Below are 13,592 nucleotides of genomic sequence, written 5' to 3'. Positions count from 1 at the left end.
AGATCAGCCTTTCACCGCGCCGGAGGTCAGGCCGCCGACGAGGTGTTTCTGGACGATGTAGGTGAGGGTGAGCGCCGGGATGATCATCACCACGGCCAGCGCGCACATGCCGCGCCAGTCGATGGTGAACTCGGCCGTGTAGTCGAGCAGGCCGACCGGCAGCGTCTTGGCGCTGACAGAGCGGGTCAGTTGCGAGGCCAGCGCGAACTCGTTCCAGCAGGTCAGGAAGGCGAAGATCGCCGCCGACGCGATGCCAGGCCCGGCGAGCGGGAACTCGACCTGCCAGAAGGCCTGCCAGCGCGTGCAGCCGTCGATCTGTGCTGCCTCCGCGAGGTCCTTCGGCACCTGGCGGAAGAAGCCGTCGATAAGCCAGATGGTGAACGGCACATTCAGCGCGACATAGGCAAGGATCAGCCCGAAATGCGTGTCGATGATGCCGAGCCGCACATAGAGGAAGAACAGCGGCAGCGACAGCGCGATGCCTGGCACCGTGCGCGTCAGCATCAGGCCGAGGAAAACGCTGGACTTGCCGCGGAAGCGGTAACGCGCGAAGGCATAGCCGCCGGCCATGCCGATGGCGACCGCTATCACCGTCGAGGTCACCGAGATGATCAGCGAGTTGCGGAAATATTCGATGACGGGAATGCCGCCCTTGCCGATGCCTGAGAACATCGCGACATATGCGTCGAACGAAATATCCTGCGGAATCCACACCGGCGGCTTGGCCATGATCTCGACCGTCGGCCGCAGCGACGACAGCACGATCCACAGGCCGGGCAGGCAGATCGTCAGCATCGCCAGGAACAGGGCGATGCGATAGACGATACCGAGCAGCCGGCGCTTGAGGCGGGCGGAAGAATTCTCGTCCATTCTCACCACTCGGCACCGATCTGCGTGCGCGCCGCGGCGAGCTTGTTGAAGAAATAGACGGTGAAGGCGATCGACAGCAGGATCGAGAAATAGGCCATGGCGTTGGCCATACCCATGCGCCCGTCGCTATAGGCGGTGCGCGCCACCAGCGTCCACAACAGCTCGGTGCGGCCGGCCGGTCCGCCATCGGTCATGATCTTGACGATGTCATAGGCGCGCGCCACGTCGAGCGAGCGGATGGTCATGGCGATGTAGGCGAAGGGCATGACGAAGGGCCATGTGACATAGCGGAATGTCTGCCACGGCGTGCAGCCATCGACACGCGCCGCCTCGATCGGCTCCTTGGGCATGGCGAGCAGCCCTGCGAGGATCAGGATGGCGAAGATCGCCGTCGAAGACCAGATCTCGGCAATCGAGATGGCGATGAAGGCGAGGTGGCCCTCGATCAGCCAGGGTATGGCGTCGCTGGTGATGCCGAGCGACTGCAGCGCATTGTTCACCAGGCCGATATTGTCGTTGAACATGAACTTGAACTGGAAGCCGACGAGGATCGGCGAGAACATCATCGGAAACATCATCAGCGTACGCAGGATGCGCTGGCCGCGTGTCGCCTTCTCGACCAGCATGGCAAGCCCGAGGCCAAGCAGCAATTCGAGATTGAGCGCGATCGTCAGCAAAAGAACGGTGCGCCCGAACGCCCACCAGAAATCGGTGTTGGCTAGGATCGAAAGATAATTCCGCAAGCCGATGAAGACGAAGAATGTCTCGGGCTTGGTCAGCCGGAAAGGCGTGAAGCTGGAATAGAGCGACAGAAGCAACGGCACCACGACGACCGCCGCCAGCACGATGATGGCCGGAAGCAGCAGCAGGAATGGTGCGGATGGCTTGAAGCCCTTCATCGGGGTCCTTTGGTATGTGGCATGCAATTTTGGGCCGAGCCCGACCGGCTGAATGGACAGCACAGGAAAGACGCGATCGCCTCCCCCATTCACAATGGGGGAGGCGGTCTTGGGAACAACGCCTAGAGCTTGCCGGCGTCCTGCAGGATCTGCGTCGCCTTGGCGACGGCTTCATCCAGTGCCTGCTTGGAGGTCTTGTCGCCGAGGATGGCGGCCTGCAGCTCGGGATAGACGGCGTTCGAGATCTCGATCCACTCAGGCGTCTGCGGCACGGCTAAGGCGTGCTTGGCTTCTTCCTGGAAAGCGGAAAGAACCTCTTTCTTGTAAGGATCGTTCGCGGCCTGCTGCAGGTCCCAGTCCCAGACCGCGGTGCGGGTTGGCAGCGGGCCGGCGGCGGCCTCGAGCTTCTGGCTGTCCTCGTTGGTCAGCCACCAGACGAGCGATGCGGCTGCCTCTTTGTTCGGGCAGTTCTCGGTCACCGAGAAGCCATGGAAACCCGACCAGCCGGTGCGTACTCCAGCGGAGCCTTTCGGCGCGACCTTGACGCCGACATTGCCCGCCACCTTCGACGACTTCGGATCGTTGAAGAAGCCGGCCCAGCCCGGCCAGTCCAAATTGATGGCGATGGTGCCCGAGGCAAAGCCTTGGCCGAGATCGTCCCAGAGGTAGTTGGTGGTTCCGGCCGGTACGGCCTTGGCCTTGTAGAGGTTGACGAACCAGTCGAGCGCCCGGATGCCGGCCTCGGAATTGAAGACCGGCCTGCCGTCCTTGTCGAGATATTCGCCGCCCTCGGCGACGACCATTTCATAGAAGCGGCCGTTGATCGCCTCTTCCTTGCCGGCGAATTGCGTGCCGTAGAAATTCGGCGGGTTGGCGAAGAACTCGGCCTGGTCGGTGACTTCCTTCCAAGTGTCCGGCGGCACCAGATCGTAGCCGTATTTGGCCTTGAACTTGGTCTTGTTGTCGGCGTTCTCGTACAGGCTCTTCTGGTAGTAGAGCGCCGAAACGTCGAACTGCGCGCGCGGCAGCATCTCCAGCTTGCCGTCGATGGTTGCAGCCTTGATCGTCGACGGCACGAAGGCGTCGATCTCCGACTTCGGCAATAACTTGCTGAGATCGGTGTAGAGGCCGGTGTACTGCGGCGCGAACGACGAATGGTTCCAGCCGACGCACCAGTTGGTGCTGCCCGAGGCGATGTCGGACTTGAGTTCCTTGTCGATGTCGAAGCCGTTCTTCTTGGTCAGGATGTTGACCTTGGCGCCGGTCGCCTTCTCCCATTCCGGGATGCGCTCGTAGAGCTTTTCATATTGCTGGCCGCCGATCAATTTAACGTCGACGGTCACGCCTTCGAACTTGCCGGGCAGGTCGTCGGCAAGGGCAGCACCCGCACCAAATGCGAGCGCCAATGCACCGGCGGACACGCCGGAAAGCAGTCTGTTCATTGATATCCTCCCTGGGTGCGCCTCAGCGGCGACCGCAACTCGTCTGATGACAAGAAGTGCTACATTCATATACAAACAAAACATTCATAGACACGTCAAGGCGAAATTTGTTTCCGTCGGTCGCGTTCCTGCGTATATGAAGAGCTGAATTCACTGGAGGGATGCCCCATGGACGACAGCGAAGACGAGCGCTATCGCGCGCCGGCGCTCGACAAGGGGCTCGACATCCTCGAATTGCTGGCCGGCGTCGACGGCGGCCTGACCCAGGCGGAAATCGCCAAGAAACTCGACCGCAGCCCTAACGAATTCTACCGCATGCTCGACCGGCTGGTGCGGCGCGGCTATGTCACGCGGCTGGATGGCGACCGTTATTCGCTGACGCTCAAGCTGTTCGGCCTGGCGCAATTGCACGCGCCGGTGCGCAGGTTGGTTTCCTATGCCACGCCGCTGATGCGCGAGCTGGCCGAGACTTCGCAGCAGGCCAATCAACTCGTTGTTTTTGATCGCGGTTCTGCTGTCGTGATCGGCCAGCAGGAGGCGCCGAACTATTGGGGGATTTCGATCCGGGTCGGTTCGCATATCAGCCTGTTCGACACCGGTTCAGGCCATGTCCTGCTCGCTTTCCGCTCACCGGAAGAGCGGCAGATGATGATTTCGGAGCACGTCCGCAGCACCGACAAGACTGCGCAGCCGGCCGAGTTCTTCGCCCGTCTCGACCAGATCCGCGACCGCGGCTACGAGATGATGGCTTCCATGCAGACCGCGGGCGTCTTCAACCTTTCCGCCCCGGTGCGTGGTTCCGACGGCAAGGCCATCGCGGCGCTGTCGATCCCCTACATCACCGTGGTCAACGCGCCGTCCGCGCCCGATGTCACCCGAACCATCGAGTTGCTGTTGGCCACCTGTGAAAAGCTTTCGCACCTGGCCGGGTCGGCTGTCGGTTCATCAGCGTGAATTCTTATTTGAATGAAGAATTCCCCCGTGAGATGATCTAGTAAAGCTACCGGAGGAGCCTCGCCATGATCATCGACACCCATTTGCATCTCATCGATCGCTCGGCGCTGCGCTATCCCTGGCTTGCGGGAGTGCCGGCGCTGAACCGCGATTTCTCCTACGAGGAATATGCGGTGGAGGCCCAGCGTGTCGGCGTCGGACGTGTGCTGCATATGGAGGTCGATGTCGACCCGGCCGACATCGAGGCGGAGACCGCACGTGTGGAGGGCCTGTCGCGGCAAGCGGGCAGCATGCTCACCGGGACGATTGCATCTTGCCGTCCCGAAGAGGCGGATTTCCAAGCCTATCTTGAACGCCAGCGGGCAAATCCCTTCGTCAAGGGCTTTCGCCGTGTCCTCCACGTCGTGCCGGACGATCTTTCGGAAGGCGCATTGTTCCGTGACAACATCAAACGGCTTGGCGGCACCGGCCTGACCTTCGATCTCGTCGTGCTGCCGCACCAGATCCCGAGGGCGATTGCGCTCGCCGATCTGGCGCCCGATGTCCAGTTCGTGCTTGACCATTGCGGTGTCCCCGATATCAAGGGCAACGCAGAGCATCCCTGGCGCGAACATATGAGCGAGATCGCGCGGCGTCCGAACGTGATGGCCAAGATTTCCGGCGTGGTCGCCTATGCAGACCCCGGCAGTTGGACCGTCGAGACGCTGCGGCCTTACGTCGAACACACCATCAATTCATTCGGCTGGGACCGTGTCGTCTGGGGCAGCGATTGGCCGGTCTGCACGCTTGGTGGCGGCCTCTCGACCTGGGTGGCGGCGACACATGCGCTGCTTTCGGGCTGCAGCATTTCAGAGCGCGACAGCCTGCTGTCGGGCAATGCCCGCAAGCTATGGCGGCTGAAATAAGACCCAGGCCAGGTCCCTCAGGTGATGTTGGTTGCCTGGGTACTGGCCCGGAACAGGCTGATGAGATCGGCGACGACCTGGCCGGCCGGGCGGCCGGAGGCCAGGCCGGAATTGATGCGGTCGGACGCCGCCTGCTGGAATGCCATGTAGCCGTCATGGCGCGGCCGCACCCAAGCCCCCTCAAGCGTCGCGCGCGTGTCCCGATAGAAGTCACCGGTCGCTTCATTGACCGTCTGGTCTTCCCAGGCAGCCGCATGGCCCGGCTGGCCGCCGGCGCCGGCGTAGATGCCGCGCTGGACGTCGCCGCTGGCGACCCAGTAGGCGAAATCGATCGCGGCGTCTTTCGCCTTGGAAAAGGCCGAGACCGCAATGCCCGTTCCACCGAGCGCCGAGCCGATCGGGCCATCGGAACCAATGACCGGAATGTCGGCAAAGGCCAGCCTGTTCGCGCGAAAACCCGACGCCGCATAGGAGACATAGCCATAGATCAGCGGCGCGCAGACAATGCGGGAACCGGCCTCGGCCATGCGCTCCGAAACGGCGATCGGGTCCATGTCGAAGCAGGTGGGGCCGACCAGCGTCGCGATCTCACGCATCGTCTCGAAGACTTCGCAGCCCATATCGACATCGATGAGATCGCCCGACGGATCGGTCTCGCAGGGATGCCCGAGATTGCCGGCCAGCGTATAGAAGGTCATCAGCGAGTGGGGTGGCCGCAGCGGCAGCAGCACGCGGCCCTGCCGGGCGAGATCGAGCACCTCGCCCCACGTCGCCGCCGGCGCATCGAGCGCGTCCGGCCGCCAGGCCTGCACTTGGGCCGCCGCGTCTATCGGAAACGCCCATTGCCGGCCCTGCCAGGCGTAACTCGGATAGGACTGGCCGACGCTGCCCGAGGCAAGCGCGGCGCGCTCCGCCTCGCGGCCGGCGACGTCGAGAGGCTCGAGACAGCGCTCCGCCGTGACCTGGCCGACATGCGGATGATCGATGACGATAAGGTCATAGGCCCGCGCCAACTCCTCGACCGGGAAGGATTCGAAATCCTGCAGCGAACGCTTGTCCCATTCGACGACAACGCCGGTTTTCTGCTGCCACAGAGATGAACACGCGACCATCGGATCGTAGCCGCGCGGGTGGCTCCAGGTCATGCCCCTGAGTGTGGGCTTAAGGAAGCGCGTGGTCACAAGCCGAACTCCGCGCGGATTTTCGCACTGTGCTCGCCGATGCGCGGCGCCGCGCGGTCGACCTTGGCTCTGATCCCATCGACCCGGAGCGGCGAACTGGTGGTGAGGATCGAGACATCGTCCTCACGCGTCACCGTCTGCAGCATGTCGAGCGACTGAAAACCTTCGCTTGCCAGCATCTCGGGCCAGTTCAACACCTTCGCGCACCAGATGTCAGCGGGCTCGAGAATGGCAAGCCATTCGTCGATGGTTTTCGTTGCAATCCTCTGGGCGATGATCGCCTTGATATCGTCGCGAGCGGTGAACCACGATGACGGCTTGTCGCAGTAGGGCGCCAGCTCATCGAGCGACAACAGGTCGGCGAGCTTTGGGATCGGCGTCATGGCGATGGCGAGATATCCGTCCTTGGCCGGATAGACGCCGTAAGGCGCCGAGAGATAGGCATGCGCGCTGCGGAAACTCGAGCGTCGCGGCAGGCGGCGGCCGTCATTGAGATGCGTGGTCAGCACCTCGAACTGGAAGTCGACCAGCGCTTCCAGAAGGCTGGTCTCGATATGGCTTCCCTGACCGGTGATGCCGCGCCGCACCAGTGCCGCCAGGATGCCTTGCGCGCAGGCCGCACCCGCCAGCATGTCGCCGATGGCGAGCCCGAACGGCACCGGCCCCTGGTCTTCGTCGCCGTTCAGCCACATCACGCCGGAGCGCGACTGCGCCAGCAGGTCCTGGCCGGGACGCTTGACCCACGGGCCTTCCTCGCCATAGCCGCTGATCGAGGCATAGACCAGGCGCGGATTGATCTGGCGGACGGCTTCGTAGTCGAGGCCAAGCCGCTCGATGACACCCGGCCGGAAATTCTGGATCAGCACATCGGCCTTGACCAGAAGGCCGCGCAATGCCTTGAGGTCCGCCTCGTTCTTCAAATCGATGGCAAGGCTTTCCTTGGCCCGATTGATGGCATGGAAGATGGTGGAATCGCCGCCGATCTCGGTGTCGCTGAGATAGAGCTGGCGCGACAGGTCGCCTCCATCCGGACGCTCGATCTTGATGACGCGTGCGCCGAGATCGAGCAATCTCAGCGAACAATAGGGCCCGGACAGGAACTGGCTCATGTCGACGACGACGAGGCCGGCAAGCGGCAATTCGGCTGCTGCCGGCATTTCTATTTCTCCGTCTTGCCGATGAAATCGGCAGGGTTGCGGTACTTCACCGTTTGCAGGTGTTCGCAATAGAGCACCAACTCGCCTTCGCCCTTGAACACCTCGTAGCTGGCGCGGATCAGTCCCATCTCCTTGTAGCGAGGCTTTTTGTCGAGGTTGGAACGGATCGAATAGATCGTGTCGCCAATGAAGACAGGCTTAATAAAGCGCAGCTTGTCATAACCGTAGGAGAAGGCGTTGATGCAGTTGGTGGCGACCAGTCCCAGCCCAGCCGAAAAAACGAACGCGCCGGCGATCAGCCTCTTGCCGAAAATGCCTTCGCTCTCGGCAAACATCTGGTCCTGCACGTAAGGATGGATATCGAGCACCAGCGTGTTGAAGAGGTGGCTGTCGCCTTCCGCCATGGTGCGTCGCAAGGAGCGGATCTTGTGGCCGATCGGCCAATCCTCGTAGAACCAGTTCTCGGCGTTCCACACCGGCAGGGCGGCATGATCCGCAGGCATATTCCTCGGATGCGTCGAAGCAATGCCGACGGTCGGTGCGAAATCGTTCATGGCTCAATCCACCGGTCTCGCGAGAGCGCCCTGGCAATCCTTCGAGCACACTTCGAAGCGCTTGATTGCACGATGTCTCCTCCCGCCAATCTTCTTTTGTAAATACTATTTTCACATATGGGATTGCGTTGCAAGCAAGGACGGGCGAAATTTTGACCGGTTTTTGCGCGCGGAAGCGCGCGCAGGGCAGGAGGAAATCATGCGCGGTGTCGGGAATGCGTGTCTCGTGTTTGTCGGCAGCCTGAACCGGGAGGCGCCTTATTTTCAGGACGCCCGCGGTGTCGGTCTCCGCCATCGGGATCGGCACGCCGATGTGCGTCCAGATCGTGAGTTGGCCGTCAGCAGGTAAACTCGCGACGCTCAAGCCTCTTGTATCGCCGAGAGCTTCCAGTTCGAGCCGTTCTGACGCGTGAATGTCCACAACTCGATCGTCTCGGTGGGATGGTCTTGGTCGCCCTCGACGACCTTGCCGCTCGCCCGTTCGCGCATCACGTCGCGAGACTCGTAGCGCAACGCGGCCGTCGCGTAGTCGCGGTCATCCTCGCGCCAGCTTTCCGCGATGTCGGCCTGCAGCAGGGTGACATCGGACACTTCGTTCCTGAGACCTTTCTGGGCATTGTCGGCCAGTTCTTCCGACAGATAGGACACCATCTCGGGCGTCACCGACCGGCGCAGGGCGGCATGGTCCTCGCGGCCGAATGCTTCCTGGACCTCGGTCAACAGCTGTTGGAAGGCGTCGAGGTCGGCCTGGGCCAGCGTTATCTCTTCGGAGCGGGTGGCCTCATGGCCTCCGCCCGAACCGCCGCCAAAACCGGGAATTGTGAAGGAGCCCGCGGTTCCTGTCTCCTGCTTTGCCGTTGCGCGGTTCTCGAACCGTGAAGCCTGGGCATTGCCCACGCCGGCGAGCGCGGGCGCGGGACCTCGCGCGGATTGCGACCGGAAGAACCTGATGGCCAGCATGATCGCGCCACCGATGAGCAGCGCCTGCAGCAGGAAGCCGAACATGCCCGCGAGGCCGCCGAAACCATGGCCCACGAGCAGGCCGATCAGGCCGCCGAGCAGCAGGCCGCGCATCATCGTTCCGCCGAAGCCGCTCATGAAGCCGGGCCTCTGCAGGCCGGCCTGCGGCTGCCGGGCCGCATTGTTCACGCCGGTGTTCGGTGTCATCGAACGCTCGACCGGCGCGGTCGGCGCCGGCGCGGTCCTGGTCGGCGGTGCCGACTGGAAGGTGCGGGTACCACGACTGCCGAAACTGCCGCCGCGCCGCGCCTCGGCATGATCGATCGCGACCATGGAGAATGCGAGGAACAGTCCGGCGAGGAGGGCGGCAATTCGGCTTGTGCGGGAAGTCATCGGGGTGACCTTTATCGATGTGGTTTCGGAAATTTCAGCAAAAACGTTGGCCGGGTGGCGGGCCTCATGCGGTCAATCGAACAGCTCTTCGAAGAATGATTTCTTCCGCTTCGGATAGCGTTGGCCATGCGAGCGGGAATAGTTGTCATCGCGGTCCCGGCCATCGCGCGGCTGCGAGAACGCTGCCGGCTGCGCTTGTGGCGCGGGCGACGCATCCCTGCTGGAACGCTCGATGATCTTGTCGAGTTCGCCTCGATCGAGCCAGACACCACGGCACTGCGGACAGTAGTCGATCTCGATCCCCTGGCGTTCGCTCATCACGAGCGCGACGCGGCAGGAGGGGCAAACCATACCAAGGAGAGATGTCATCAGGGGCTCCTAACCAGAAAGGAAATGAGCCCGCTTGACCGAAAGGATGGAAACGGGCCCGTTGAAGCGGTCCGACATCACGGTCGCCAAAAGCGACAGTCAGAGGGGCCCGGCCCGCACACGGGAGTTAGGCATGCGGCACGGCGCCTTCAAGGGGCAATATTGCCCGTGAGAATGATTGCTGCTCAAACCGTCACGACGATCTTGCCGAACTGCTCGTTCGATTCGAGATAGCGATGCGCCTCGACGATCTGGTCGAATGGAAACGTCCTGTCGACGATCGGCGTGAGAGTGTCGTCCTCGAGGCCTTCGAGGATGAACGCCTTGGCAGCCTCCAACTTCTCCGGATTGCCGGTGATCTCGTGGACGAGATAACCGCGCAACGTCAGTGTCTTGCCCAACACGGCAGCCAACGGAAACGGCGTCGGGTCGCTGCTGAGGCCGCCATATTCGATGAGAATGCCGCCTTTCGACATGGCCGCCGTCAACGGCTCGAAGATCGGCCCGCCGATCGGATCGAACACGACGCGTACGCCTTGCGGCCCGGCAATCTGGCTCAGTCTTCTCACAAGATACTCTTCCTCGAGGACCACCACATGCGTTGCACCGGCGTCGAGCAGTGCTTGCCTCTTCGCCGACGCCCGCGTCACCGCGATCGTTGTCGCGCCAACCCTGTTGGCGATCTGGATCGCCGCAAGGCCGACGCTGCTGGAGGCGGCGGTGATGACGATGCTTGGCGATCTCGACCAACGCACCATAGGCGGTGAGGTACGGCATCCAGATCGCCGCCGCAGTTTGCCAGTCGAGGGACGCCGGGTGTTTGACGATAAGCCTGGCGGGAAAGGCGACAAGCTCGCCGTAAGCCGGCCAGCGAACCATCGATTGCGGCGGGATGACACTGACGGCGTCGCCGGGGGTCAGCCCGGTCACGCCTTCGCCGATTGTCTCGATGACGCCTGCCGCTTCCAGCCCGAGCCCGGAGGGCAGGGTGGGTGTCTCGATATAGTTGCCCGCGCGCAGCAGCGCCTCGGCGCGGTTAAGGCCGAATGCCTTGACGCGGATTTGAACCTCACCATGGCCCGGCGGAGGAAGATCGACCTCCTCGATGCGCAGGACCTCGGGACCACCATGCTGGTGGAAGCGGACGATACGGGTCATTTTGCTCACTCCAAATTATCTGAACCGAATGGCTATGAGGCGAAGCCTTTTGGCGATAAATGGCTGTTTAGATTGTGCAGTAGAAACCAAGAGTTTCGAAAATGGATAGGCTTGAAAGCATGGCCGTGTTCGTCAGGGCCGTTGATCTCGGCTCGTTCGCGGCGGCGGCCACCGTGCTCGATCTATCCGGACCGATGGTCGGCAAGCATGTCCGGTTTCTCGAGGACAGGCTTGGCGTGCGTCTCATCAACCGGACCACGCGCCGCCAGAGCCTGACCGATTTCGGACGCGCCTATTATGAGCGGTGTCGGCTGGTGCTGGCCGAGGCCGAGGCCGCCGATGCGCTCGCCGCCGACCAGCTCTCGGAACCGCGAGGAAAACTGCGCGTCACCATGCCGGCGCATTTCGGCCGCCACTGCGTGACCCCCGTGTTGCTGCAACTGGCGCGGCGGTATCCGACGCTGGAGCTCGACCTGTCGCTGAGCGACCGCTTCGCCGATCTTGCCGAGGACGGCTACGATCTCGCCATCCGGACCGGTGATCTGGACGACAAGGCCGGCGTGATCGCGCGCCGCGTTGCACGCCAGCACATGGTCGTCTGTGCCGCGCCTTCCTATCTGGAAATTCATGGCGAACCACGGCGGATCGAAGACCTCGCCGATCATCAGGCGATTGTCTACCGCCGGCTCGGCATGATCGTTCAGCCCTGGCTGTTCCCGCGCGAGGAACAAGCTGCGGCCGAGTTCGTCCCAACCGGCCGGCTTCGGCTCGACGATCTCGATGCCATCGCCGATGCCGCCGCCGGCGGCATGGGCCTCGCGTGGCTGCCTCATTGGCTGGTTCGCGAACGAATCCAGGCCGGCGCGCTGGTCGAGCTGTTGCCGGACCGGCCGCGCTATCCCTACGACTGTCATGCACTATGGCTGCGGACGCCGCATCTGCCGCTCAAGGTCCGGCTGGCCGTCGACGCATTGGCGGCCGCCTTGCCGAAAATGATGGCGTGATCGCTGGCAGGCGACTTGCGCTCTTTGAGGTGTCGCATTCCGGTGCCATATGAAGGTGGCTGACGGAATGCGCGCATTGCAGGAGAGACGGTTCATGATCAAAGGTTCGGATCTGTTCGTGGCGGCCCTCGAGAACGAAGGAGTCGATCGGATTTTCGGTATTCCGGGCGAGGAAAATCTCGACATTGTCGAATCCATCCGCCGCTCGTCGATCCAGCTGATCCTGACCCGCCACGAGCAGGCGGCCGCCTTCATGGCCGCCACCTATGGCAGGCTTACCGGCAAGCCGGGTGTGTGCATCACCACGCTCGGCCCCGGCGCGCTCAATCTGACGACCGGCTCGGCCTATGCGCTGCTCGGCGCGATGCCGATGATCATGATCACCGGACAGAAGGGCATCCTGTCGTCCAGGCAGGCTCGCTTCCAGATCGTCGATATCGTCGCGGCGATGAAGCCGCTGACCAAGCTGTCGCGCCAGATCGTCTCGCCGAAGATGATTCCGTCCTTGGTGCGAGAAGCCTTCCGCGTCGCACAGGAAGAACGCCCCGGCCCTGTGCATCTGGAACTGCCGGAAGATATCGCGGCGGCGGAGTGCGAACCGATTGCCTTGGTGCCGACGCATCCGGTCGAACTGCCCCTAGCCAGCGCTGGCGCGCTCGATCGCGCCGCCCGCATGATCATCGAGGCCAAGCGTCCGCTGCTGATGTTCGGCGCGGCGGCGTCGCGGCCGCGCGTGACCCCCGACGTCGCCCAGTTCGTCCTGCGCACGCAGATACCCTATTTCACCACGCAGATGGGCAAGGGCACGGTGCCCGGCGGCACCGAACTCTACATGGGAACGGCGGCCCTTTCGGAGCGCGACTATGTCCACGAGGCCATCGAGCAGGCCGATCTGATCATCACCATCGGCCACGATACGGTCGAGAAACCCCCCTTCATCATGGGCGCGAAGGGGCCGAAGGTCATCCATGTCGGCTACCAGACGGCCGATGTCGAGCAGGTCTATTTCCCGCAAGCGGAAATCGTCGGCGACCTCGGTCCGTCGCTGGCGCTGCTGGCCGATCGCGTCGAAGGCAAGATCCCCAACGCGCAGGCCCTGCTGCCGCTGCGCGAAGGCATTTTGAGCCGCATCGCCGCGCGCGCCACCGAAGACCGCTTCACGCCGCAGCGCATCGTGCACGACGTGCGCGCCGTGATGCCGGCCGACGGCATCCTCGCGCTGGACAACGGCATGTACAAGATCTGGTTCGCCCGCAACTACCGCACGCGCATGGCAAACACGCTGCTGCTCGACAATGCGCTGGCCACCATGGGCGCCGGGCTGCCGTCGGCGATGATGGCGGCTTTGCTCTATCCCCAGCGCCGTGTCATGGCCATTTGCGGCGATGGCGGCTTCATGATGAACAGCCAGGAACTGGAGACGGCTGTCAGGCTTGAGCTCAACCTCGTCGTCCTGCTGCTGGAAGACCATGCCTATGGCATGATCCGCTGGAAGCAGGCGGTCGACGAATTCCCGGATTTCGGCATGACCTTCGGCAATCCCGACTTCGTCAAATACGCCGAAGCCTATGGCGCCCGGGGGACCAGGGTCGGCGCGATCGCCGAATTGCGGCCGGCGCTGGAACAGGCCTTCACCGGCGGCGGCGTGCATCTCGTCGTCGTGCCGATCGACTATTCCGAGAACACCAGGGTGCTTGTCGACGAACTGCGCGAACGGCTGCCGGCGCCGCAGGCGAGCTGACGGTT

Annotated in this window: 12 protein-coding genes and 1 pseudogene; 4 read left to right on the top strand and 9 right to left on the bottom strand. The window is 63.0% G+C overall.

What is annotated here, in order from left to right; all coding sequences use genetic code 11:
* Positions 1 to 3: 3 nt before the first annotated feature.
* The 3 genes from FJW08_RS00355 to FJW08_RS00345 form a co-directional block, all read right to left on the bottom strand.
* Positions 4 to 870 carry a carbohydrate ABC transporter permease gene (locus FJW08_RS00355; RefSeq protein WP_140807991.1) on the bottom strand — a complete coding sequence of 289 codons (867 nt, stop codon included), beginning with the start codon at positions 868 to 870 and terminating at the stop codon, positions 4 to 6.
* A gap of 2 nt (positions 871 to 872) precedes the next feature.
* Positions 873 to 1,769: a sugar ABC transporter permease gene (locus FJW08_RS00350; protein ID WP_140807989.1), complete on the bottom strand. Its 897-nt coding sequence runs from the start codon at positions 1,767 to 1,769 to the stop codon at positions 873 to 875.
* A 122-nt stretch (positions 1,770 to 1,891) separates the two neighbouring features.
* Complete coding sequence (locus FJW08_RS00345) at positions 1,892 to 3,211, bottom strand: sugar ABC transporter substrate-binding protein (protein ID WP_140807987.1); 1,320 nt, start codon at positions 3,209 to 3,211, stop codon at positions 1,892 to 1,894.
* A gap of 168 nt (positions 3,212 to 3,379) precedes the next feature.
* On the opposite strand from FJW08_RS00345, the gene FJW08_RS00340 reads away from it, so the two are divergent.
* Positions 3,380 to 4,165 carry an IclR family transcriptional regulator gene (locus FJW08_RS00340; protein ID WP_140807985.1) on the top strand — a complete coding sequence of 262 codons (786 nt, stop codon included), beginning with the start codon at positions 3,380 to 3,382 and terminating at the stop codon, positions 4,163 to 4,165.
* Between the two features lie 65 nt (positions 4,166 to 4,230).
* Positions 4,231 to 5,070: an amidohydrolase gene (locus FJW08_RS00335; protein WP_140807983.1), complete on the top strand. Its 840-nt coding sequence runs from the start codon at positions 4,231 to 4,233 to the stop codon at positions 5,068 to 5,070.
* Between the two features lie 17 nt (positions 5,071 to 5,087).
* Here FJW08_RS00335 and FJW08_RS00330 read toward each other — a convergent pair whose 3' ends face one another.
* The 6 genes and pseudogenes from FJW08_RS00330 to FJW08_RS00300 form a co-directional block, all read right to left on the bottom strand.
* Complete coding sequence (locus FJW08_RS00330; protein ID WP_140808378.1) at positions 5,088 to 6,215, bottom strand: extracellular solute-binding protein; 1,128 nt, start codon at positions 6,213 to 6,215, stop codon at positions 5,088 to 5,090.
* Between the two features lie 32 nt (positions 6,216 to 6,247).
* Positions 6,248 to 7,408 carry a CaiB/BaiF CoA-transferase family protein gene (locus FJW08_RS00325; RefSeq protein WP_140807981.1) on the bottom strand — a complete coding sequence of 387 codons (1,161 nt, stop codon included), beginning with the start codon at positions 7,406 to 7,408 and terminating at the stop codon, positions 6,248 to 6,250.
* A gap of 2 nt (positions 7,409 to 7,410) precedes the next feature.
* Positions 7,411 to 7,962 (bottom strand): MaoC family dehydratase, encoded by a 552-nt coding sequence (locus tag FJW08_RS00320; protein ID WP_140807979.1) that lies wholly within the window; start codon positions 7,960 to 7,962, stop codon positions 7,411 to 7,413.
* 360 nt (positions 7,963 to 8,322) lie between these two features.
* Positions 8,323 to 9,315, bottom strand: coding sequence for a Tim44 domain-containing protein (locus FJW08_RS00310; RefSeq protein WP_140807975.1), 993 nt, complete (start codon positions 9,313 to 9,315; stop codon positions 8,323 to 8,325).
* A 72-nt stretch (positions 9,316 to 9,387) separates the two neighbouring features.
* Positions 9,388 to 9,684: a zf-TFIIB domain-containing protein gene (locus FJW08_RS00305; RefSeq protein ID WP_140807973.1), complete on the bottom strand. Its 297-nt coding sequence runs from the start codon at positions 9,682 to 9,684 to the stop codon at positions 9,388 to 9,390.
* A gap of 185 nt (positions 9,685 to 9,869) precedes the next feature.
* Positions 9,870 to 10,842: pseudogene (locus FJW08_RS00300) on the bottom strand (zinc-dependent alcohol dehydrogenase family protein).
* Positions 10,843 to 10,943: 101 nt separating this feature from the next.
* Between FJW08_RS00300 and FJW08_RS00295 the strand changes: the two are divergent.
* Together FJW08_RS00295 and FJW08_RS00290 are read left to right on the top strand one after the other, a co-directional pair.
* A complete protein-coding gene (locus FJW08_RS00295; protein ID WP_140807971.1) occupies positions 10,944 to 11,846 on the top strand; it encodes a LysR family transcriptional regulator in 903 nt (300 codons plus the stop codon).
* 94 nt (positions 11,847 to 11,940) lie between these two features.
* Positions 11,941 to 13,587 carry an acetolactate synthase large subunit gene (locus FJW08_RS00290; RefSeq protein ID WP_140807969.1) on the top strand — a complete coding sequence of 549 codons (1,647 nt, stop codon included), beginning with the start codon at positions 11,941 to 11,943 and terminating at the stop codon, positions 13,585 to 13,587.
* The last annotated feature ends 5 nt before the right edge of the window (positions 13,588 to 13,592 follow it).

This window comes from Mesorhizobium sp. B3-2-1, assembly GCF_006439515.1.
In the GTDB taxonomy this organism is placed as follows: Bacteria; Pseudomonadota; Alphaproteobacteria; order Rhizobiales; family Rhizobiaceae; genus Mesorhizobium.
The sequence above is the reverse complement of the archived record's forward strand: the minus strand, read 5'-3'. Positions and strand labels throughout refer to the sequence as shown.